The organism is Qipengyuania sp. (assembly GCF_964227205.1).
Lineage (GTDB): Bacteria > Pseudomonadota > Alphaproteobacteria > Sphingomonadales > Sphingomonadaceae > Qipengyuania.
Map to the genome: position 1 here is coordinate 419,795 of NZ_CAXQVB010000002.1, position 22,502 is coordinate 442,296.

Annotated in this window: 22 protein-coding genes; 13 read left to right on the plus strand and 9 right to left on the minus strand. The window is 60.3% G+C overall.

What is annotated here, in order from left to right:
* Nucleotides 1-89 precede the first annotated feature (89 nt).
* From ACEQZ0_RS03985 to groES, 4 genes are all read right to left on the minus strand, one after another.
* Nucleotides 90-566, minus strand: a complete 477-nt coding sequence (locus ACEQZ0_RS03985; RefSeq protein WP_370188610.1) for an Hsp20 family protein — start codon at nt 564-566, stop codon at nt 90-92.
* Nucleotides 567-813: 247 nt separating this feature from the next.
* Nucleotides 814-1,005: a DUF465 domain-containing protein gene (locus tag ACEQZ0_RS03990; protein WP_370188612.1), complete on the minus strand. Its 192-nt coding sequence runs from the start codon at nt 1,003-1,005 to the stop codon at nt 814-816.
* 146 nt (nt 1,006-1,151) lie between these two features.
* A complete protein-coding gene (gene groL, locus ACEQZ0_RS03995; protein WP_370188614.1) occupies nt 1,152-2,771 on the minus strand; it encodes a chaperonin GroEL in 1,620 nt (539 codons plus the stop codon).
* Nucleotides 2,772-2,824: 53 nt separating this feature from the next.
* The gene (gene groES, locus ACEQZ0_RS04000) at nt 2,825-3,139 is read right to left on the minus strand and encodes a co-chaperone GroES (protein WP_370188616.1); all 315 of its coding nucleotides are present in this window, start codon (nt 3,137-3,139) and stop codon (nt 2,825-2,827) included.
* 490 nt (nt 3,140-3,629) lie between these two features.
* Between groES and ACEQZ0_RS04005 the strand changes: the two genes are divergently transcribed.
* The 4 genes from ACEQZ0_RS04005 (at nt 3,630) to ACEQZ0_RS04020 (ending at nt 6,807) form a co-directional block, all read left to right on the plus strand.
* Nucleotides 3,630-3,899 (plus strand): usg protein, encoded by a 270-nt coding sequence (locus ACEQZ0_RS04005; RefSeq protein WP_370188618.1) that lies wholly within the window; start codon nt 3,630-3,632, stop codon nt 3,897-3,899.
* A gap of 911 nt (nt 3,900-4,810) precedes the next feature.
* Nucleotides 4,811-5,809 (plus strand): endonuclease/exonuclease/phosphatase family protein, encoded by a 999-nt coding sequence (locus ACEQZ0_RS04010; protein WP_370188620.1) that lies wholly within the window; start codon nt 4,811-4,813, stop codon nt 5,807-5,809.
* Nucleotides 5,810-5,871: 62 nt separating this feature from the next.
* The gene (locus ACEQZ0_RS04015) at nt 5,872-6,486 is read left to right on the plus strand and encodes a hypothetical protein (protein ID WP_370188622.1); all 615 of its coding nucleotides are present in this window, start codon (nt 5,872-5,874) and stop codon (nt 6,484-6,486) included.
* Nucleotides 6,487-6,528: 42 nt separating this feature from the next.
* Nucleotides 6,529-6,807 carry a hypothetical protein gene (locus tag ACEQZ0_RS04020; protein ID WP_370188623.1) on the plus strand — a complete coding sequence of 93 codons (279 nt, stop codon included), beginning with the start codon at nt 6,529-6,531 and terminating at the stop codon, nt 6,805-6,807.
* A 427-nt stretch (nt 6,808-7,234) separates the two neighbouring features.
* Here the strand turns inward: ACEQZ0_RS04020 and ACEQZ0_RS04025 are convergent, their stop codons facing one another.
* Nucleotides 7,235-7,462 carry a hypothetical protein gene (locus ACEQZ0_RS04025; protein ID WP_370188626.1) on the minus strand — a complete coding sequence of 76 codons (228 nt, stop codon included), beginning with the start codon at nt 7,460-7,462 and terminating at the stop codon, nt 7,235-7,237.
* Between the two features lie 305 nt (nt 7,463-7,767).
* Between ACEQZ0_RS04025 and ACEQZ0_RS04030 the strand changes: the two genes are divergently transcribed.
* The 3 genes from ACEQZ0_RS04030 (at nt 7,768) to ACEQZ0_RS04040 (ending at nt 10,397) form a co-directional block, all read left to right on the plus strand.
* A complete protein-coding gene (locus ACEQZ0_RS04030; protein ID WP_370188628.1) occupies nt 7,768-8,637 on the plus strand; it encodes an SDR family oxidoreductase in 870 nt (289 codons plus the stop codon).
* A gap of 19 nt (nt 8,638-8,656) precedes the next feature.
* Nucleotides 8,657-8,842: a DUF3008 family protein gene (locus ACEQZ0_RS04035; RefSeq protein ID WP_370188630.1), complete on the plus strand. Its 186-nt coding sequence runs from the start codon at nt 8,657-8,659 to the stop codon at nt 8,840-8,842.
* Nucleotides 8,843-8,987: 145 nt separating this feature from the next.
* On the plus strand, nt 8,988-10,397 hold the full coding sequence (locus ACEQZ0_RS04040) for a class II fumarate hydratase (protein WP_370188632.1): 1,410 nt from the start codon (nt 8,988-8,990) through the stop codon (nt 10,395-10,397).
* 62 nt (nt 10,398-10,459) lie between these two features.
* Here ACEQZ0_RS04040 and asd read toward each other — a convergent pair whose 3' ends face one another.
* Complete coding sequence (gene asd / locus ACEQZ0_RS04045; RefSeq protein ID WP_370188634.1) at nt 10,460-11,326, minus strand: archaetidylserine decarboxylase; 867 nt, start codon at nt 11,324-11,326, stop codon at nt 10,460-10,462.
* Nucleotides 11,327-11,736: 410 nt separating this feature from the next.
* On the opposite strand from asd, the gene ACEQZ0_RS04050 reads away from it, so the two are divergent.
* From ACEQZ0_RS04050 to ACEQZ0_RS04065, 4 genes are all read left to right on the plus strand, one after another.
* Entirely contained in the window at nt 11,737-12,240 is a 504-nt protein-coding gene (locus ACEQZ0_RS04050; RefSeq protein WP_370188636.1) for a CinA family protein, read from the plus strand.
* Nucleotides 12,241-13,039: 799 nt separating this feature from the next.
* Nucleotides 13,040-13,870, plus strand: coding sequence for an N-formylglutamate amidohydrolase (locus ACEQZ0_RS04055; protein ID WP_370188638.1), 831 nt, complete (start codon nt 13,040-13,042; stop codon nt 13,868-13,870).
* Nucleotides 13,867-15,087 carry a tyrosine/phenylalanine carboxypeptidase domain-containing protein gene (locus ACEQZ0_RS04060; RefSeq protein WP_370188640.1) on the plus strand — a complete coding sequence of 407 codons (1,221 nt, stop codon included), beginning with the start codon at nt 13,867-13,869 and terminating at the stop codon, nt 15,085-15,087. Before ACEQZ0_RS04055 ends, ACEQZ0_RS04060 begins: the two co-directional genes overlap by 4 nt.
* Nucleotides 15,077-16,138 carry a glutathione synthase gene (locus ACEQZ0_RS04065; RefSeq protein ID WP_370188642.1) on the plus strand — a complete coding sequence of 354 codons (1,062 nt, stop codon included), beginning with the start codon at nt 15,077-15,079 and terminating at the stop codon, nt 16,136-16,138. The genes ACEQZ0_RS04060 and ACEQZ0_RS04065 overlap by 11 nt, the downstream gene beginning before the upstream one ends.
* 467 nt (nt 16,139-16,605) lie before the next feature.
* Here ACEQZ0_RS04065 and ACEQZ0_RS04070 read toward each other — a convergent pair whose 3' ends face one another.
* A complete protein-coding gene (locus ACEQZ0_RS04070; protein ID WP_370188644.1) occupies nt 16,606-17,268 on the minus strand; it encodes a CPBP family intramembrane glutamic endopeptidase in 663 nt (220 codons plus the stop codon).
* 605 nt (nt 17,269-17,873) lie between these two features.
* Between ACEQZ0_RS04070 and ACEQZ0_RS04075 the strand changes: the two genes are divergently transcribed.
* Nucleotides 17,874-18,470 carry a dienelactone hydrolase family protein gene (locus tag ACEQZ0_RS04075; protein ID WP_370188646.1) on the plus strand — a complete coding sequence of 199 codons (597 nt, stop codon included), beginning with the start codon at nt 17,874-17,876 and terminating at the stop codon, nt 18,468-18,470.
* On the plus strand, nt 18,467-19,144 hold the full coding sequence (locus ACEQZ0_RS04080; protein ID WP_370188648.1) for a phosphoribosyltransferase: 678 nt from the start codon (nt 18,467-18,469) through the stop codon (nt 19,142-19,144). The genes ACEQZ0_RS04075 and ACEQZ0_RS04080 overlap by 4 nt, the downstream gene beginning before the upstream one ends.
* Nucleotides 19,145-19,173: 29 nt before the next feature.
* Here the strand turns inward: ACEQZ0_RS04080 and ACEQZ0_RS04085 are convergent, their stop codons facing one another.
* Entirely contained in the window at nt 19,174-19,617 is a 444-nt protein-coding gene (locus tag ACEQZ0_RS04085) for a DUF2267 domain-containing protein (protein WP_370188650.1), read from the minus strand.
* Nucleotides 19,618-19,777: 160 nt separating this feature from the next.
* A complete protein-coding gene (locus ACEQZ0_RS04090) occupies nt 19,778-22,498 on the minus strand; it encodes a carboxypeptidase regulatory-like domain-containing protein (RefSeq protein WP_370188652.1) in 2,721 nt (906 codons plus the stop codon).
* Between the last annotated feature and the right edge of the window lie 4 nt (nt 22,499-22,502).

Genomic DNA, 22,502 nt, shown 5'->3' on the forward strand with positions numbered 1-22,502 from the left:
TATTTTCCGACTGGTTCAGGCAAAGCTCCGTCAAGCGGGGCAGGTGCGGAGGCACCCACCCCGCCGAGGATTTGCCCGCTGATTGAGGCTTAGGCCGCCTTGTCTTCGGTCAGCTGCGGCGTGTCGTCATTGACATGCTCACGGCTTCCGATGGCGATCTTGCGCGGCTTGAGCGATTCAGGGACGATCCGCTGGAGCGAGATCGTCAACATGCCGTGCTCGTAGTTCGCATCGCGCACTTCGACATAGTCGGCCAGCTGGAACCGGCGCTCGAACGCACGGGCCGCGATGCCGCGGTGAACGAATTCGACAGCGTCTTCGTCTTTCTCGGCCTTCTCACCGGAGATGACGAGTTGGTTCTGCTGCGCGGTGATGTCGATTTCGTCCGGACGGAAGCCGGCGACCGCTAGAGTGATCCGGTAGCTTTCCTCGCCGGTGCGAACGATGTCGAAGGGTGGATAGCTGTCCTGCGTCTCGGCGCGGAAGCTGTTCTCGAGCGCATCGAAAAGCCGATCGAAACCGACCGTCGAGCGACGATAGGGGGTCAAATCAAAAGCAGTTCTCATTTCCAAATCCTCCTAGTTGAGCAATCTGGGCATGAGAGGCGCCGGGAACCAAGAGCCGACGCTCTCTGTCCAACCGAACCCGTTATGGCGTCCGGTACCGATACAATTGGGAAACGCGCAATTAGTTTCAAGACCCGATGAAAATTTTTTCAGTTTGTTATCAGTGCTTTCCAAGAGAAAGCCAGGCACAGCGATAGAGGTGCGCCTGGCCTTCTTGCAGGAGAGAATATGATTGGATCCAGTCCGTTTACGCGGTCAACCGATCGCTGCTCGCGGGATCGGAAGCCCAGCCTTGCATCTGGTCCTTGAGCGCCAGTTTGAGCTTCTTCAGGCGTGCAATCAGAACTTCGTCAGGCCGGGGTCGTTTTCTTTCAAGCCGGATCTCGTCCTCCAGCCGCGCATGTTCGCGTGAAAGATAGTCCAGATACCTGTCGGTCATTATCTCCTCCTCTTTCCATCCGACCTGTCCTCCGATGCTGCCATGTTTGGAGCCTGCCTTGCTCAGCAGGCGCCGAAGCAGCACTGCCGCCAGCCGTGCGTGGAGGATGGGAGAGCGCAGCTTGATGCCGCGCTCTCCTCACCCTGTTAGAAGTCCATCGCCGGCATCGGTGCGGGCGTGTCTTCCTTGGGCAGTTCGGCCACCAGCGCTTCGGTGGTGATCAGCAGCGAGGCGACCGAAGCCGCGTCCTGCAGCGCCGTGCGCACCACCTTCGCCGGATCGATAACACCCGACTTCACCAGGTCTTCATATTCACCGGTGGCAGCGTTGAAGCCGTGGTTGTAGTCGTCGCCTTCGAGCAGCTTGCCGACGATATAGGCACCGTCTTCGCCCGCGTTCTCGGCGATCTGGCGAGCCGGGGCACGCAGCGCGCGGCGCACGATGTCGATACCGGACTGCTGGTCGTCATTGGCGGCCTTGAGGCCCTCCAACGACTTGAGCGCGCGCAGCAGGGCGATACCGCCACCCGGCAGGATGCCTTCTTCGACCGCAGCACGGGTCGCGTGCAGCGCGTCGTCGACACGGTCCTTGCGCTCCTTAACCTCGACTTCGGTCGCACCGCCGACGCGGATGACGGCAACGCCGCCTGCCAGCTTGGCCACGCGTTCCTGCAGCTTTTCGCGGTCATACTCGCTGGTCGTGGTCTCGATCTGGGCGCGGATCTGGCTGACCCGGGCGTCGATGTCGGCCTTGTTGCCGGCACCATCGACGATCGTGGTGTTGTCCTTGTCGATGATGACCTTCTTGGCTCGGCCGAGCATGCCGATCGTGACATTTTCCAGCTTGGTGCCGAGTTCCTCGCTCACCACATTGCCGGCGGTGAGGATGGCGATATCCTCCAGCATGGCCTTGCGGCGATCGCCGAAGCCGGGTGCCTTGACCGCCGCTACCTTGAGGCCGCCGCGCAGCTTGTTCACTACCAGGGTTGCCAAGGCTTCGCCCTCGACATCCTCGGCGACGATGAGCAACGGCTTGCCCGACTGCACGACCTGTTCGAGCAGCGGGATCAGCGCCTGCAGGTTCGAAAGCTTCTTCTCGTGGATGAGGATGTAGGGATCCTCGAGTTCCACCTTCAGCTTTTCAGCATTTGTCACGAAATAGGGCGAGAGATAGCCGCGGTCGAACTGCATGCCCTCGACCGTTTCAAGCTCGGTCTCGAGGCTTTTGGCCTCTTCGACCGTGATCACGCCTTCATTGCCGACCTTGTCCATCGCTTCAGCAAGGATGCGACCGACGGTTTCGTCGCCGTTGGCCGATATCGTGGCAACCTGCGCGATCTCGCTGTTGGCAGATACCTTCTTGGCGTGGCTTTCGAGATCTTTGACCACGGTGCCAACAGCAAGATCGATACCGCGCTTAAGATCCATCGGGTTCATGCCGGCGGCAACGGCCTTGGCCCCTTCTCGAACGATCGACTGCGCGAGAACCGTTGCAGTTGTGGTGCCATCGCCAGCTTTGTCGTTCTGCTTGTTGGCGACCTCGCGCAGCATCTGTGCGCCCATGTTCTCGAACTTGTCCTTGAGTTCGATTTCCTTGGCGACAGTGACGCCATCCTTAGTAATGCGGGGAGCGCCGAAGCTCTTGTCGATCACCACGTTGCGGCCCTTGGGGCCGAGAGTTACCTTGACCGCATTCGCAAGCGTATCCACGCCACGGAGCATGCGATCACGCGCATCCGACGCAAACTTTACTTCCTTCGCAGCCATTTTAGCCTGCTCCTTTCTCTTCCTTCGATTGAACTGAAGATCGAGTTGATTGCTTACGCCGCCTTCTTGAGTTCGGCGGTGTTTTCGACGATGCCGAGGATGTCGCTCTCCTTCATGATGAGCAGGTCCTCGCCCTCGATCCGAACTTCAGTGCCGGACCACTTGCCGAACAGGATGCGGTCGCCCGTCTTGACGGCGAGTTCCACCAGCTTCCCGGTATCGTCACGAGCACCCGGACCAACAGCGACGACTTCGCCTTCCATTGGCTTTTCCTTAGCGGTGTCGGGGATGATGATGCCGCCGGCCGTCTTTTCTTCGGCCTCGATGCGGCGAACCAGCACACGATCGTGCAAAGGTCGGAAATGCATGCATAACCTCCATTACAAAGCGAAATGTCTAAAGGTGTCTCCCCCTCATTCGGCAGGAGACTTCGGCGATCTAGTTTTGCCCAAAATCGGCATCAAGTGGTCCGCTGAAAATTTTTGACGCTCGCTTGACGGATCACGCCAGGTCGGGGTTTTAATGCTCCTTATCAGGGACTTGACGGACCAGATCCGACGCCCAAAATGTTTCTGGCGAACCTGCCGCAGTGAGTGAGGAGCGGCGAGCCGGAAAGGAGGATGACCCTATGTCGCAACCATTCTCACGTTACCTGCACCCTTTTGATGAAGCTCACCACCCTACGCCAGAACCGGAGGTTAGGCGCGCGATGCTCGCGTCATGGGCCCGAGAATCCAACGCTCTTGAGATCGGGCTTGGGGCCCGTCGCTGGCCCGAACCTGAGCGATCGGAAACTGCTCGAGAGCTCTTCCCGGCGAAAGGTTCGATCTGCGGGACCCTCAGGCGGAGCCCTTCGCGATGACCGACCGGGCGTTCTTGGTTCAGCTGGAGGGATACGGTTTGACTACGGCTGAGATTTGTTACGCCATGCCGGATTATCCAGCGCTTCTCCAGATTTTCGCCTGGCAGGAGTACGACGCGGCACCGGATTTCCCCGTACTCTTCGATTTTCTTGATCATTGGCGGCGCGAAATCGACGCCGAGATCAAGGCAGTCCGCATCGCCCACGAAGGGATGATCCGGCCCGCGACTTGGCGGTCTGCAGATGGCGTTATCTCATGGGAATAGGCGGCGGTTGGGAAACTCATTAACGAATGCGCCGCCTTCCAGGCGCCCATCGAACCTAGATGCACATCGCGGACGATAAGATGCTGCGAGGAATTCACGTGTGCGTAGCTTGGATCCTGCCCGCCAGATGACCCGCTGCATAGGCGAGCGGCTCGCGGACATAGATACCCCCTATCCGCGCCGCAGGACTACAGTACGCCAAGGCTCATCGGTTGTGGCTTGAGTACTTCCGTTGCGGTATAGCCCCCCACGAAACTTAGGTTTTCCATCAGCCGGAGATAGCAGGGCTGGTAGTGGTTTTCGTTAGTTTTGCGGTCGATAGACACGTTGCGATCCTCGATGTGGAGCATTAGGTCGGTGCGGCGCTCGCGACTGACCGTCGACCTCCCGGTACGCCATACCTGATCCGCGCACCGAACCGGCATCATCTACGGGATAAATGATCGCCGAGTCGCGCAGATCGCAGAAATTGCGGAGGGAGCGCCCCCCCTCCCCGACCTCGCGCTTGCGATCGGGATAGAAATCGATCCGGCCAACATCACCGATAAATGGCGCGCCGTCGGTGCAAACGCCGATAGCCTTGTCAGGATACTCCCCATCGATGATTGCCTCGGCGGTGAGGGCGAAGGTTTGACCGGAATTTCGAGGATGCGGAACTCGAGCTCTCCGGTCGCGTGGAAGTCGCCGTATCTCGTGGTTTTTTATCTATTCCGCCTCTCTGTCCACGTCGCGCCCGTCGTAAACTTCTGCCCCGGTCAACTCTGCCAGTATGGGAGTGTCAGAATCGCCATTTTTGCTTCCGGCAGTCGATGTCGCGAAAGGCGGCTGAATTCCGGTGACACTCATCCATGACGGAACCACAAGTTCGGAACAGTTCGCGCTCTCAGTCGCTGCCAAAACCAGCAGGGGAGATGAATGTGAAGGTTTTCTCTAAGGCCCTATCGGCAGCAGCTGCCATCTTATTCCTGGCGGTGGTGCTATCGCTACTGCCCAGCGATAAATGGTTCATCCGAACGGTCGACCTGGTGCGCGAACCGCTTACCTATCTAGCCGGCCTACTGCTGATTGCAGCCCTGTTCGCACGATTCGCGGCTCGATGGTGGACGGTGGCAGCGCTAGTCAGCGTAATCGTGATCAATCTTTGGCGCATGTGGCCGTATAATCCGGTGGCGCAGACCCAAGTTGCGTTGACCGACGAGAGCCCGGCAGCGGAACGCTGCTTCACTGCGCTGTCGGTAAATGTGAAGGTGAAAAACGAGGGATATGGCCGCATAGTGGAGCAAATCCGCCGCTACGATCCAGACGTGCTGTTCCTAATGGAGACCGATCAGCGATGGATCAACGAGTTGGAACCTGTCCTCGCGGCTTACCCGCATAGTGATCGCCATCCGCAGCCCAAGGCTTTCGGCCTCGCCTTCGCTTCCCGCCTCGAAGTCGTGAAATCGAGTATCGTCGAGAACACGCACCGTGACACTCCCACTCTATATGCCACGCTTCGTATGCGAGGCGGATCGGCTGTCGAGTTCATTGGGCTTCACCCCAAGCCTCCGCTGCCGGGGTGGAACACTGAACTGCGCGACGAGAACATCGTGAACGCGGGCATTGAGACGCCAGACCGCCTTGCCGACGCTTTTGTCATGGGCGACTTCAATGATGTCCCTTGGTCACGCACGACAACCAAGTTTCGCGAACAGGGAGGTTGGCGCGACCCGCGTATAGGCCGAGGCGCCTTCCCGACATTCCCGTCCGACTGGCTGTTCGTGGGATGGCCCCTGGACCAACTCATGTTGAAGGGCCGGCTGGAACTCGTTGCGTTTGAAATTCTGCCCGACAACGGGTCCGACCACCGGCCGGTGTGGGCAAAGCTCTGCACTGAACCGGGTCAATTAGCCTCGCGGAAAAAAATTTGAACGTTCAACGGTCCCATTCATTGAGGAGGTGTTAGCCAAGTCAAATGACAGGGGAGTTTTGAGTGAAATATCCATTCCTGATTACCGTTGCCGCAGCATGCGTCTCGGTTGCCGGTTGCGGCTCCGAGGACGTTGAGAACACTCCGATAGACGATGTGGATGAATTGGTCGTCGAAGACGACGAAGGTTACCCAGTCGCGGGCGAGTTGACGACCGAACAGCAAACCAATTTCGACTCGTTGGACCGTGACGCGGCGGTGAAAGAATATGACGCAAATCAGGCAGCACTTGCGATGACAGATTCGTCGGCTGCCGATGCAGTTGGCGACGCCCCTGACGCCGCCGGCGGCGATACCTCCTCCGGGGAGGTGCCTGAGAATAGCGGCACTGCCGTAGCGAGCTCCAATGTCGCCCGGCTGAGGGCGCGCAGTGCGATGGACTTCGCATTCCTCGACCGCAACGGGGACGGCCAATTGTCCGTGGCGGAATATGCCATCTGGGCGGTGCGCTCCAATCCGCGCAAGCCGAAGGAGAACGATGAGACCCGCCCGTTCACATCCCCAGACCAGATCAACGAAGCAGGAAAGACTTTTTTCTACTTCGATAAGGATGGGGACACTTATCTTTCGCCAGATGAGTTCGGCGAGGCACGCGCCAGCGCTCGCACACCTTCATAAGCGGGCGGTATACTTTCTACCTTAATCAACAGGAGGATTAAAATGAAGAAACTTGCACTGATTACTGCTATCCCGGCTTTTGCTCTCGTCGCTGCCTGCGGAGATGACAGCGCGGTTGAAGAAACCGGTGACGCGCTTGAACAGCGTGCCGATGCTGTTGAAGATATGGGCGACGAACGTGCTGAACAGCTCGAAGAAATGGCTGACGATGCGTCGACTGACGCACGCGAAGACGCTTTGAACGCACGCGCCGAGGCAATCGACGATGTTGGCGATGAAAAAGCCGACGCGCTCAATGAGGCCGCCGATAAAATGGAGTAAATCTGCAATAATCATGCGACCCTTTCATTCCCCTTGGTGTCGCAAAGAGGCCCTCGCCTTCCCGGCGGGGGCCTCGATTTTAAAAACGTGAGAAAGTGTTTATGGACGGTTCGAGCCGGCCCTCACAGCGCCCCAGCAATACAAAAGTTTCGGTTCGCCGCGGGACAAGCTCCCACCAGATGAGATCACGTTACAAGATGCTCCGGAGTAGTGATCACATCAGCCGGTAACGCGCTCAAATGCGCCGATTGCATGAGGCCCCTGCTCGATGAGCTTATCGACAAGGTTTTTGAAAGACGCTGCAGACCTCGGGCCCTCAGCTGCTCGCTCGCACGCTCTTACTCGTTTGAACATGGAACGGATGCGGCCTGCCGAGGAGAAAACCTTGACCTACTTCGCAGCCGAGTTCCTTTAAAAGTGTCTCAAGTCAAGCATCCTCAGCTACCTCGCGCTCGCTAGCGCTGACCTGCCAGACTCTGTTGCGATCTTTGATCAAGTTGGCGAGTAATTCGCCGCCGGTCCAAAGTTTGACGTTGCGCGCGTCCCTCTCGCTTTCAAGGAGCGACAGCGCATGGGCAGCTGTCTGCCCTTCGAATTCCATTGTCTTGGGTTGTCCGAGGCCATCGTCTTCGAATACGAGTTTATAGGTTGGCATAATCTAGCCCTCGCTTGGATCCGGGCTCATGGGACCGATGAGAAATTAGACGACGGGGAGCGGCCCTGCGACGGCGAGTCGTCTAGATACCGGTAACTTAGCATAGATGGGTGGACCGCCTCAAACCGCCGGGTGCTGGCGTTGGGGCCACTGGAGCGCTCGCCTGCGGGAACTTCCTCGGCCCACAATGTGGTTCATCGCATCTCTACCACGCTTCGCACCGACCATGAAACATCGCGCTCGTGCGGTCATTGTTGAGATGGATCGACACCGATCCCGACTGAATCGAAACGATGGGTACACCGATGACCGAAGCTGAAGCCTTCCAACCAGAAATCCACGAACAGCCGCGCATGCCCGGCTCGGAAGACGAGATGTCGGATAAGCCGAACTGGCGCCCCCGCTATCCCGGGTCGGGCCGATTAAAGGACAAGGTTGCTCTCGTTACCGGCGGAGACAGCGGCATCGGGCGAGCAGTTGCGGCGCTCTTTGCTCGCGAGGGTGCCGACATTGCAATTGTCTATCTTGCGGAGGAAGAGCGCAAGGACGCCGAGCACACTATGTCGATTATCGAGGGCGAGGGCCGCAAGGGGCTGTGCCTGCAGGGCGACTTGGGATGCCGAAGCTTTGCCGACGAGGCGGTAGCACGGACCGTCAAGGAGTTCGGCAGGCTCGACATTCTGGCGAATATCGCGGGGGAGCAGCATCCCGATGAGCACGTGACCGATATCACCGAAGAGCAGCTGCGGCGAACCTTTCAGACGAATATCTACTCGATGTTTTTCCTCGTGCAGGCTGCGAGGCCGCATCTTAGCCGCGGCAGTGCCATCATAAATTGCTCTAGCGTGACCATGTATAAGGGCGCCGACAACCTGCTCGACTATTCGGCCACCAAGGGCGCCATCACAGCGTTCACCCGCTCGCTCTCCGAAAATCTCGTGGGAGAAGGCATTAGGGTAAATGGAGTGGCTCCCGGTCCGATATGGACGCCGTTAAATCCCTATGGCGGCCAGTCTCCCGAAGAGATGGACGATTTCGGCAGGAGCACGCCTATGGGACGTCCAGGAGAGCCGAACGAAGTCGCTCCCGCCTTCCTCTTTCTCGCTTGCGATGATTCCAGTTACATGTCGGGCCAGGTTCTGCATCCTAACGGCGGGAGCATTATCGGTAGCTAAATTTTCAGGAGAGAAGACCATGCCAGCACAATCGCAAGCGCAGCAAAAGGCAGCCGGGGCAGCCCTGAGTGCCAAGCGCGGAGAGACGGACAAAAGCGAACTACGCGGCGCATCCAAAGAGATGTATGAGTCGATGAGCGAAAGCGAACTCGAGGAGTTCGCCAGTACGAAGCGTAAGGGTAAACCCGAGCACAAGGGCGATTGATAGCCAAGGGGCCTCTCGCCGAGGCAGGCGATCTTCCGACCGTTGCCGTCGAAGTCGGCCGATCGGCCACGTTCTCCGGTTGCGAAACGGCGAGCCAACGATGCCACCCTTTTGCAACCGGAATACATCGAAGGCGAGATCGCGCATGCCCGACCACGACACCCGTACCGAAAACGACACCCGTACCGAAACCGACTCCATCGGACCGATCGGCGTCCCGGCGAATGCCTATTGGGGCGCGCAAACGCAGCGCAGCCTTCAGAACTTCCCCTTCCCGCCCCACCACCGCATGCCGCTCCAGATCGTGCACGCGCAAGCCGCGGTGAAGCAGGCGGCCGCGAGAGTGAATCGCAAGCACGGGCTCGACCCGAAACTGGCAGAAGCGATCGAGGCCGCGGCCAAGGCGGTGCAAGCTGGCGATCATGACGATCAATTCCCGCTCACCATCTTTCAGACCGGCAGCGGCACGCAGACCAATATGAACGTCAACGAAGTGATCGCCGGGATCGCCAACGAGCAGCTCGCCGGTACGCGGGGTGGCAAGCGGCCGGTCCACCCCAATGATCACGTCAATAAATCGCAAAGCTCCAACGACAGTTTCCCGACAGCACTGCATGTGGCGGCGGTGCTCGCATCGCATCAACAGCTCCTGCCGGCCCTGGATACGTTATATTCGGCTCTCGACGGCAAGGCCCAAGCCTTCAGCAGGATCGTGAAGATTGGACGCACCCACGCGCAGGACGCAACGCCACTCACGCTGGGTCAGGAGTTTTCCGGGTACGCCGCGCAGATAGCCAATTGCCGAGAGCGTATCCAAGCTTCGCTTGAGCGTGATCTCCGTGTCCTAGCAATCGGCGGGACGGCTGTCGGGACGGGACTAAATGCGCCGGAGGGGTGGCGCAGCGAAATGGTGGCGGCGATTTCCGGCATCACTGGCGAGCAGTTCCGCGAGGCCGACAACTCCTTTGAGCAGCTCGCGGCCAAGGACGGTCTCGTTTCCTTTTCGGGTGCGCTAAACACCCTCGCCGTGGCATTGAACAAGATCGCTAACGACCTCCGCCTGCTCGCCTCCGGCCCGCGCTCGGGCCTGGGTGAATTGTCGTTACCGGCGAACGAACCCGGAAGTTCGATCATGCCGGGAAAGGTCAATCCGACACAGGTCGAAATGCTGACCATGGTGGCCGCCCAGGTGATCGGCAATCACCAAGCAGCAACGCTAGGCGGGATGCAGGGCCAGTTCGAGTTGAACACCTTCATGCCGCTCATCGGTGCCAATGTCCTGCGCTCGATCGAACTGCTTGCTGTCGGTATGGATAGCTTCGCTAGTCGCTGTGTCGAGGGGATCGAGCCAAACGAGGAGCGGATCGCCGAGTTGGTCGGACGCTCGCTGATGCTTGTCACCGCCCTGGTCCCCGAAATCGGATACGATAACGCTGCGGCCATCGCCAAGCACGCGCTGGAGACCGGCCAAACCCTCAAACAGGCAGGTTTAGAACTCGGCATTGTTGATGCCGAAACGTTCGACCGGCTCGTACGGCCGGGGAAGATGGTCTAGAAGATAGATCGATGACGCGCCGCGTGATGCGAAAATAGCCGAGTGAGGTTTCGCGCGCTTGCCTAGCCAGATGCGATAGGACCGGGCGTATTGCCCATCGTTTCTCCGAGACGCACCGACCGTCCAGGCTCCCAATTTTCGTTGAAGACGATACTGTTCTGCCGGAACAAGAGGATCACCGTGGAGCCAAGTAGAAACCGGCCCATTTCCTGTCCCTTTTGAAGAACGATCGACTGGGAGGCGTAGTCCCAAGTGGAGACCTCGCCGTTCCGCTTCGGGTTGACGATACCGTGCCATACGGTTCTCATGCTCCCGACGATTGTCGCTCCGACGAGCACCATCACGAAGGATCCGTGCTCCTCCGAGTGAAACACGCATATGACGCGCTCGTTACGGGCGAACAGATTTCGAACGCTGCGTGCCGTTGCGGGGTTCACCGAAAACAAGGAGCCAGGGACGTAGATCATCCGGGTCAGTCGGCCGGTGCAGGGCATGTGCACTCGATGATAATCCTTCGGTGACAAGTAGAGGTTTGCAAAACTGCCGTGGCGGAATTGGGCTGCCAAGGCGGCGTCTCCGCCTAACAGGTCAGTAGTCGTGAACCGATGTCCCTTGGTCTGCATGATATGGTGGTCATCGATTGCCCCCAATTGACTGATCGCCCCGTCCACCGGGCTGACAAAATCCGCCTCTGCCATTGACCGGGCACCGGATACCAAGGACCTGCCAAAAAAATCGTTGAAAGTCTTGTATCTCTTTATGTCGGCGATTTCGGCTTCGCCCATGTCGACGCCATATCTCCGAATGAACAAGTGGATAAGAGTGGTTGTTATCCGGCCCCATTGTGAACGGGCTACGAGACCGGCGAACTTGGTTAGACGTTGTTTCGGCAGCAGGTGCTGAAATAAGACAGTAAGGCGATCAGACATTCCAATCTTCCTTCTAGCATGGCCGAAAATATGGATCGAAGCCTCCTGGTCGGCATGCAACTAGGGTCAAAAAATGCTTGGCAAGACCGGAGCTATCTCGCGGTTCATGTGTTCCGAAGCAGTGGCCAATAGTCGGACCCGCACGGCGGATGGCGCTTTCTGCTAGAAAAATTTGGAAAGAGGCCGATCCGCGCGCGTTCGACAGGGAGCATACCGGAAAGATAGGAGATCGATATGAGCCGAGCTACGCAAAAGCCGCTTGATGAGGGGGGCGCAAAGGAAAGACATCCAAGTATCAAGGACAGGGATGAAAACCCGGCCCTGCAAAAGGAAAACCGTCAAGCGGTGAAGAACCAGGGGTCGGTAAGGCCAGAAGACTATCCGGACCGAGACGAAAATCCAGCCTGACCATGTGCAACAAGTCGATATGCGGCCTAGTTACTGAGCTTGGGGGTATACTCGTACCTCGTAAAATGAAGATCGCAGTCGCGGAGAGCTGTACCGGGGGTATGCTGGCATCGGCAATCGTCGGCGATGTAAACGCCAGCCCCATCATCGACCGTGCCTTCGTGGTCTACTCAATCGACGCGAAATGCGAAATGCTGGGTCTCGCAAGGACAAGAGTGGAAGAATGTGGCGGTGTGGCGGAAGACGTGGCACGCGCCATGGCAGAGTCCGCTTTAGATAGGAGCCATGCAGACCTTGCGGTTGCAATCACGGGGTTTGCAGGTCCGCGAGAGAGTGACGAGGAAGTTGGCCTGATCCACGTTGCGTCGGCAGCCAAAGACGGCATCCGGCATAGAGTCTTGCATCTTGGTGACATAGGCAGGACCGCTGCCTGCGAGGCAGCGGTCAGGGTTGCTCTCGAAATGGCTGTCGATCACGCCAAGGAAATAACCGTCGCTCCCAATTAAGCTTAGGTTACTCTTTGGTTTGCGTCTAAGCGCACGCCTCTCGTGGTGTGCGTTTCCAGGCTCCGCGTGCGGGCTATCCGACATCCTCGCCAAAAAGGTTTTCGGATCAAGGCAGCGGCAACCCATTCCCTATCCTGCGACCCAGCCGGTTTACATCTCTCACCTAGCAGGATGCGGGGGCTGCCCACTAATTGCGGTTGCGACTTGCCGCCGCAGTCGAGGGCTCCGAGCCCCGCGACAAATCATTGCCCTTCGGCGTGTGACCGCTACGTTGGATTTGCCCCTCATCATTGTCTTTTCGCGAATCACGCGTTTCGCTTTCTCGAGGACCAGTGCGTTCGGGTTCGCCCGGCGTGCCAGACTGCCTTTGAGTGACGTTGCGGGAGTCCTCTGGTTCATACTCGCCCATGGCTGTTCCTTTCAATCATCAGGTCTTAAATGGACGCTTGAGGAAAGAGAAAGGTCCGTCGTCCGCGAGATTACATGCCGACGGGCGAAAAAAGCTGTAAACTCCACCAATTTCGGCACGATTCAGCACTCGCGTTGCTGCCATGCGATTGCTGGAAGGTCGGGATGACCCGGCTGGGTGGGTCGCTTCGGATCACCTGTTGGGGTTTCCGCACTTCGACGGCAGCCTGCCATTATGGCGTCGAAACGGCGCCACTTAGAGCTCTCTTCTGCAGCGTGGCGGCAACGCACAGTCCGAAATACGCTGTCATCGTCAGCGGTCGCACGGCAAGTAGGAACACCTGGTGGGAGAGGCCGTTAGGCACGCATGGTGCAACTATCACGACCTTCGTTGAAGACGACTGCTCCGTGGGATATTGTCACACAGCCCGGGCCGGTGCTGGTTGCGGCGATCCACGCGGGCCATACAATTCGCAGGTCTCTTAGGCCTTGGCTCGAGATTGGAGAGTCTGATCGCCTGCGGGAAGAAGATCCCCTAACCGACTTTTTCCTTGCTGCTGGCGACACGATAATTCGGGCCAACCGATCTCGGTTCGAGTTCGATCTCAACCGACCGCCCGAGACTGCTGTGACTACGGATCCCGGTGAGACTTGGGGCCTGCGCATCTGGAACCCCGACATGCCGGAAAGGGAAAAGGAACTTTCTCTTACGCTTTACCAGCAATTCTACGATCGGATCGCCGAGCAGGTCGAAGAGATGATCAGCGCGCATGGGCGCATACTGGTGCTCGACGTGCACAGCTATAATCACCGGCGGAAAGGCCGCGACGCGGAGCCCGACGATCCGCAGCGTAGCCCCGACATTGACCTTGGCGCTACCACGCTGAACAAGGATATCTACGGGGAGCTTCTCGGCAAATTCGGTGACACCTTGCGCTCGCACCCAATGGGCAACCGCTCGCTCGAGGTAGGAACCAATATTCGTTGGGAGAATGGCGGGCATTTCCCCGAGTGGCTTCATGCCAAATACGGCGACGCCGCCTGTGTGATAACGCTCGAATACAAAAAAGTTTTCATGGATGAATGGGGCCATTCGGCCGACATCCTCGCGCTGCAGGATTTACGCGAGGGCTTCCTAGCCGCGGTAAGCGAGGCGCGCGACTGGCTCTCCGCACATCCGGCGCCCGGCCCGGCCTCAAGCGAAGTCGGAGCGTCCGCGTGACCTATGCCGCTGCGGTAGGGAAGTGCCAGAACTTGAACGGCGAGCCGCTCTGCGAAGCGGCAATAAGCGTTGATCGCGCGCTCGAGGAAATGGACCGGAGAATCAATTGGTTGGAACGGCTGACCCCGGTGAACATCGACGAAATCTGGGAGGGTTTCCAAGCGTCTTCCTACAGTTTCATGCCCGATAGCCGGTATGGTGAGGGGCTCGATCAGGATGCGCCGGTACTTCGTAGCGAGCTCTTCCAACTGCCCGTTCAGGAGATTGAGAACCCGATCATTGAGGCGCTTCTGCTCGAGAAGCAGCGCGAGCTCGACCGGCAGATTGAACTCGTGCGAATGCGCGACAAGGACGGCTTCATTTTGGCCAGCATTGACCTGTTTGGGCACGTCAGCGAACGGCTTCTTCAAACCGCACTCGACCTGTTGGAAACCGTCCCCATCCTCAAGCCAGAGCAGGAAGATGTCGGAGCTGCGGAAGTAAGCGAGGCGGCGGAGGCTGCCATTGCCGGCTATCGCAAACGGGCGCCGGACTTTCGATGCAAAGTTGTGGTCGATCCTACCTCGGGGACATCTATGTATGTTTCCGCAGGCGATTTCCATGTCGCGCACGACTACCTTACCTCGCGCCACAGAGTGAAGCCCTTGATCGCCCACGAGATCGGCACTCATGTAGTGACGCGCCATAACGGCCAGCGGCAGCCTTTGCACACACTGGCAGGCGGATTGTGCGACTACGATGTCTTGCAGGAAGGCCTTGCGGTACTCGGAGAATACCTAACCGGCTATCTTCCCGCCGGTCGTTTGCGCGTGCTCGCGGCCAGGGTCGTTGCCGCGCACATGGCCGCAGAGGAAGGGACGGGTGCTGAAATCTACGCTTGTCTGACCGAGCAATATGGAATCCCGTCGAAAGACGCGTTTGATACAGCGGTACGTGCCAAACGAGGGGGCGGACTGACCAAGGACGCGCTTTATCTGAAGGGGCTGGAAGAACTCCTCGCCTATCTCAGCCACGGGGACGAGTTCGAGATACTCTTCCTCGGGAAGTTTGCGCTGAAGCAATTGCCGAGCCTGCAAAAGCTGATCGAGCAGGGAATTCTACACCCGCCCGAACTACTGCCCGCCTATTGTGACGATGCGGCAGCACGCCAGCGGCTCGCGGAGATACGCAAACTACCGCTCTCGTCGCTTTATCAGGAAACCCCCAGTGACAGCTGAAAAGATCAAGCTTGCCTTTGTGGTCAACGATGTGGCCACCGAGCAGGACAATTATTCGACCATTCGCCTTGCCCGTCGGGCAGTAGCGCGAGGACACGAAGTCGCGCTCATCGGACTTGGCGACTTCATCTACGATTGGGAGGAGGGCATCTGTGCCATGGCCACTCTCAGCAAGAACAGCAAATTCGAAGACGATACCGTCTATCTGGCGCACTTGCAGGATACCGGACGGGAACGGGCGAGAATAGCGCTCAGCGACTGGGACGTCCTTATGCTTCGAAGCGACCCGGCTGAAGAGCTGGTCTCTCGCAGCTGGGCTCCGTCATCGAGCCTGCTATTCGCGCAACTGGCCTCGCTTCAACGCACCATTGTGCTCAACGACCCCCGTCATCTAACCGATGCGGTGAATAAAACATACTTCCAGGGTTTCCCTGCCAGTGTGCGTCCGGAAACCACGATAACCCGCGAACCGGAGGAGGTTCGGCGTTTCCTCGATGCCCATGGTGGCAAGGGTGTGATCAAGCCCTTGCAAGGCTCCGGCGGCCAGGGTGTGTTCCTCCTCGACAAGAAAAATCGCCAGAATCTCAACCAAATAACCGAAGCGGTTATCCGCGATGGCTATGCCATCGTCCAAGAATACCTTCCCGCAGCTAAGAACGGCGACTTGCGCATGATCACGCTGAACGGGAGACCGCTCAAGGTTGCCGACACTTATGCTTGCTTGCGTCGGTTTAGCGAGACCGAGGATCACCGATCGAACATCTCGGCAGGCGGCGGGTGCGAGATGATGGCTCCCGACGAAAACGCGCTGGCGATCGCCGAAATCGTTGGCCCCAAGCTAATCGACGACGGAATGTATTTAACCGGACTGGACATCGTGGGTGACAAGATGATCGAACTTAACGTCGATACACCCGGTGGGATCAGTTTCATGGAAGATCTCAGCGGGGTAGATTTCAGCGGCGCGATCATCGACGATCTGGAACGCAAGGTACGTCTGCAGCGTCAATATGGCGGCACGCTGACCAATCGCGAGCTCGCCGTCATATAGAGAAGCGGCCAGACGGTAGCCCGCTCATCGGCCAACCGGGCGTATCGCCCGTGTGCTCAGATGCTCTGTGCGATTTATCGTGCTCAAAAAGGTATAGTCGTCGATCGGGTCACCGCCGCGCTTGAACCTTGTCATGAGACTGGCTCTTATGTCACTTGTCGGTTCGTACTGGGCTGGTCGGGGCGTTTATCACTGCATCACGGTGGGTCGCCTCCGGGTCTCACTGCCGGGGGCGGTCCAAAATCTTTGGTCCAACCTTGGGCGTGCCATACTTCCCGGGCTCGAGTTTTTGGTCGCGGGCGGTGCCTGAGGAACATGGCGCCAATGGCAGCTATCTGCGATTTCCCGACCAAAGCTGCCTCTCGGGAATCGACCCAGTTTGCGGACATTGGTCCAAGCGTCAGCCTTTTGCACCCAAGCTGTCGGGTGGCAAACGGCCCACTGCAAAAAATTCCCATTCCCACTTCTCAATACCAGCCGAAATATAGGCTGGAGAGGCCCCAAATGTCGATCAAAGCGTGAGCGAGCATGCAAGTGAACAGGTTTCGCTTGTCGCCTCGGAAGAAGAGCCAGCCGAAAATTATGCCGGTGAGCGCAACGGCTACCATGCCAACCATTCCCTGCTCACTGTGCGGGAGCGCAAAGACGAGGCCGCCGAGGACAATCAGGACGGCGCGTGTGGCCTTGCCATTGCCAAATAGTGCGGTGAGTTGGTGGAAAAAGAAACCGCGATAGACGATCTCTTCGGCGATCATAGCGCTGATTGCGGCTCCCGCAAGCAGCTTGAGGACTAATTCGAGATTGCCCTTAAGTGCGCCATAGGCCGAATAGTCGGTCTCGATCCCCATTGCGCCTTCGATTACCGGCATGATGCCTCGCGCAACGAGAAGAGTTACTAGAAGGAAGCCGACGATCGCCCAACCCACGGTTGGACGCAGCGAACGCTTTCCAAGCCCCATGCGTTCTAAGTTTCCAGTCTCAAGCCACACAACAAGCATAGCCAGCACTGCGAATAACGGCACTTTCCATGGGAAGGGGATGGGGGCGAACATGGCGCCAGCCATGAGCGCGATGGTGACGATCAGGCGTATCGCCGGATTGGTAAGAAGCGGAAGTTTAGACGCAGACATAAGCACCTATCTTGAAACTGTGCCGTAACAGTCTGCCAGCGGCTAGCGCGACTGCGCCTAGGCTGTCCAACATGACTAGCCCAATAGCGGTGGAATTTACCCATTCGTTCTGTTTCAGCGGCGTCCGCTCTCCACCCAGACCCGGTCATTCCGGTGCCGTCGCCCGCACGCCAAATCCAGCCATTGCCGACAACGGTTTCGACCGGACACTTACGAACGCCTTCATTGCCTAGGTCGAACAGGAGAAGATCTCTGTCCTCCGCCTAGCAAATTCGAGTAGCCTGCCGGTCATTGGGGACGCCAGGAAGTGGAAACTGGACACTCACACACAAGCCCTGCACAAGAGCCCATCAATCCTGCAAAACCGGCGGAAATCTGCAGTTGCGGGTGAGCGCTATTCTGGGTTCGAATCCTCTCTCCCCGACCATTTCATCGCGCGAGCGGTGAATTTCCTTGTCTGCATTGTCGGTATCCGTCTCCGCGCCCGTCCCCCGCGCGGGACATTACGTATAGCAGCGATCCCCCTGCGCTCGGCATCTCTCCAGGCTCGATGCACCCCGTCCCGCGCCCGGCGCGGCACGGGCGGACAAGCCAGGGGATACGCCATGACGATCCATCCGGCCAGGCTCGCGGCACAGGCGGACATTGCCGCACTGCTGCGCGGCAGGGCCGAACCGTTGCGCGACCCCGACGCCCCGCGTTTCGCCGACGCCTTCGACCGCTACGCCGACGCCCGCATCGACCTGCTCTCGCCCGCCGAAGAACAGGACCGGCGCAACGTCTTCGATATCGCGCTGCTCGCTTCGCGGCTGGTCCGCGCGACCGACTGGGCTGCCGGCTACGCGGAGACGCGCGGCCTGAAGCCGGCCTATTTCGGCGCGAGCACCGGTGGCGGCGCGGCGTTGCGCGCGGCAGCGGGAGATCCGCGTATCGCCGCGGTGGTATCGCGCGGCGGACGCCCCGACCTCGCCGGCAGGGAAGCGCTGGCGGCAGTGACCGCCCCCACCTTGCTGCTTGTGGGCGCACGCGACGGGCCGGTCATCGAACTCAACCAGCACGCGGTCGCCGATCTCCATTGCCCGCACGAACTGGTCATCGTCCCACGCGCCGGCCATCTGTTCGAGGTGCCGGGCACGCTCGATCGGGTGGTCGAACTGGCCAGCGACTGGTTCCGCCTAGCGTTCGAGGCACCGCAATCATGAGCGGGAATGTGGTCTTTCGCGACCGGAGCGAGGCCGGTGCCGCCCTTGCCCGGAAGATCGAGGAATTGCATCCGCGCGATCCCGTCATCCTGGCGCTGCCGCGCGGCGGCGTCCCCGTGGGGTTCGAGATCGCCCGCCGCCTGCATGCTCCGCTCGACGTCATCCTGGTACGCAAGATCGGGGCACCGGGGCACAGCGAATACGGTATCGGCGCCGTGGTGGACGGCGCTGCCAACCGGGCAATCATCAACCACGCCGCCGCGCGCGCGGCCGGCGCCGACCAGGCCTATATCGATGCCGAGGTCGCGCGCGAACTCGAGCGGATCGAGCAGCGCCGCGCCGCCTATCGCCACGGCCCGCCGGTCCCGATCGAAGGCCGCACCGCGATCGTGGTCGACGACGGGATCGCGACCGGCAACACGGCGATGGTCGCGCTGCAGGCGCTAGGCACCGCAGGGGCGGCCAATATCGTTCTCGCCGTGCCGGTGGCCCCGCGCGAAACACTCGATACGCTACGCGCCTTCTGCGACGAGATCGTCTGCCTCGCTACTCCGTCGCCGTTCTATGCCGTGGGCGCGCACTATCGCGATTTCGGGCAGACCAGCGATGCCGAGGTCATCCAGCTCCTGCACGAGGCCCGGCTGGGCACCGCAGGCTCGGCCGACCAGCGCTAGTCGGGCGGAGGCATTCCGCCGGCCTCGCGTCATCCTTCCCAGCCGGCGAACAAAGGCCACAGCCCGCGGATCGACTTGGGAAGCGCGCGGTAGACCTTGTCGACCTGCCCGGCCGAGAGATGTCGGTCGAGCACGCGGAAGACCGCATCGATCGCGTCGCTGGCCCCGACCGGCCGTGCGTCTTTCAAGCGGGCGGCGACATACTGCCGGAACTCTTCGGCGGTGTGCCAATCGGTCGGCATTTTCGTAGGATCGAACCCGGCATAATAGGCACCGCGAACCAGCAACGGGAGCTGCGCACCGAGATGGGCCGCCAGCTCGAGCGGAAGCCTGTCGCGCAGCGTCTGCAGGACGGTCGAGAGGACCTTCCAGGCGAGCGTGCGATCGGGACCGATCTCCTGCATGATTTCATCGAGCCATATGTGGGTCGAGTGCAGCGTCCTGTCGAACACCTCGAGGCCGGTCGTACTCATCGCGCTTTCCTTTCCTGCCGAGTCAGGCAAGGCGCGAGGCTAGGCGGTCGACCACCAGTGCCGCACTAAGGAAACCTCCGCATCCGCCCGCCATGCGATGCAGCCCGCGGTTGAAGCAATTGTGCTCCCCGTTGCGGCTTGCAGAGGCTAATTCGCGGTCCTAGTTGCCCCCTTGCGTCGCGGCCCGCGGCACCGCGGATTGCGGCGAGGCGGCGACAGCGAGTGCGCCCCCGGTGCCGATCCGGCCCAGGCGAACCCGGGCCTTATTCGCTCCGGTTTCGACCATGCGCAGTTCGACCGGACCAGACTTGTCGATCATTTTCAGCATGTAACGCCCGTGGCGCACGCCCTCGAACACGAACAGCCCGTCGAATTCGCTGTGCGTGACGAGATTCCCCTGACCGTCGAGCCCGACCAGTTCGAGCCGATATCCCGCAAGCGGTCCCCGGGCGTCGGCCAACGTCCCTTCGACCGTGCCGGTAGAGACGATTCCCAGCTCGAGCGGCATGACCACCCCCGCGCGCGGCGCAACCATCACGCCGCGCGAGGTCGGAACCTTGTTCGGGTCGGCTATGCTCGAAGGATCGATGGCAAGCGACACCGGCACTGCCGGGGCGAGCGCGGCAAGCATCCCGCCGCCGGCATCCGAAGCTTGCTCGAGTTCGACGGGCAAGCCATTGACCAGCGCGGTGCGCAACGGATGCCAATCCTCCCCGTGCTGGCGGATGCCGTCGCCGTTGTGGTCTTCGAAAGCGCGCACCAGCAGCCTCCCCGTCTGCGCTCGGCTTTCCGCGCGGATGCTGCCGAAGCGTCCCCGACCGTTGGGTCCGACACTCAGCGTCAGATCGAGCCCGAGCGAAAACGCTCCCCCGGTATCGGCATTGGCGGAGGCGGTAATCGCCACCGGTGCGAAGCTGCGCGTATAGCCCAGGCCGAAACGGACGCGGCGATCGCGCGCGCCGTATCCCAGCGAAGCATGCCCGCTGCCCGACGCACCGACGGCGAAGACCCCATTTGCCTGGGCGCCGACGAAGCGCATGGCAGGACCAATCTCCCAATTGGCCTCGCCGCGCAGACGGATGCCGCGCAGGCGAGCGTTGAACAGCATATCGATCGTTGCACCCTGCACCGTCTCGCCGAGCGGGCGATGCGTGCGCTGCCACCCTGCCGCGATACCCAGCGCGAAACTGCGCCCGGTGATCGCTCCGCGTACGCGGGCCCTTTCCTGCGTGTCGCGCTCGGTCGCGACCCGCGCGAGGTCGAAGGTGAGCGGAACGATCTGCCCTGCAAGCCTGATCCGCGGACTGACCGAGAGACGGTATCGGGAGCGAAGGTTGTCGGAGATTCGTTCGGATTCGAGGCGACGATTGACGATCGCCTCGAACGACAGGCTAGATCGGGCCACCTGCCCGATCGAGCGCAACCGAAGCGATGTCCCGCCACCGCTGCCCGCTGCCAGATTGACTTCGTTGAGGAGGCCGAAAACCCCGGCACGGGCGGTGAGTTCGGCATATCGCCGCGCTCCCCCGCGGCGCGGCACATGGAAAAGACCGAGCCCCAGCGCCGCCCCCTTGCCAAGCCCGACTTCTACCTGCCCGGTCGCACGCCAGCCACCTACGGAGCGCGCATCCCGCTGCCAATCGATCAGGTCGCGCCGATCCTGCAGCGCACCAATCGCGTACCAGACCTCTCCCGCGCCGGGCGATTGCGCGGCGATGTTATAGAGGCGCTTTTCTCGGCGCACCTGGCCTTGCGGCCCATACCGGACCACTTCGAGCAAATTGGTGCCGTATTGCAGCTCGATGTCACGAAACTCATAGCGACCGGCACGCCCACCGGTTGCCGCGATCAGTTCGCCGTTGCGATAAAGCTCCGCGTCCCACCCGCGCGGCAGGTCACCGACCAGTTCGGTCGTGTCGCTGGAGGAAGACAGGCCGAGCGGTCGGTTCGCCAGGGCTATCCCCCGGCCCGGCATCGCTTGCGCCACCAGGGGGCTGGCCAAGCTCTCGACATCGCCGAAGCCGATATGGGTGGCGCGCAGGGGCCCCAGCAGACCGGCGCCGGCATCTTCGCGAAAGAAGCGCATTCGCAGCGATCGGGGCACTGCATTCCTGTCGGAGGCAAGCCGTGCCTGTGCCGAAAAATAGGCCAGTTCGCCCGCAGCGAAGAGCTCGTAGGAAGCCGTATGCTTGCGCCCAGCCCTGGGCTCTCGGCTGGTCCCGAGCCGGACCGACAGGTCGACCGAGGGAACCCGCCATGCGCGATAGGGCAGCACGCGCTTCTCCAGCGGTTCCTCTTCGCGGGCACCGGCCGTAATGTCACGCAATCGATCGGCCGCGATCGCCCGCTTGGCCGCTTGCTCGATCGGCAGCTCTTTATCGCTTTCCACCGCCAGGACGGCATTCGTGAGATCGGGCTCGAGCCTCACCCCGATCCAGCGCGCAAGGTCGTCCGCGCGAACGCACCAGCCCGACCGGCTTCGCCAGAAGCTGCCCGGTGCGATTTCCTCGTAGTGCGAGCCGAACTCGACGTGACCCGCAGCCCGATCGATGTCGATCCGATGGTCTTCGCTGAAGGCCCAGCCGCGCGCGCGACTTTTCCCGTCCTCGAGCTTGACCGCGAGCTGAAGCGCATGGGCAACATCGCCGAAATCGAGACACAGGCCTGCTTCGGTTTCGAATGCCCTGATCCCGTTGCCGATCCGCATGCGGCCGATCCGCGCTTCGAACAGCAGCGCCGTATCGGGATCAACCACCGGATCGGCCGCAGCTGCCTCTTCCTCGCTTCGCGCAGACGAGGCAGCCGCGACACAGCACATCGCGCCCGCCAGCAGGACGGCCCGCAGTACAGGGTAGCGAGAGCGGAAGAGCGACGGCCGCATGCGC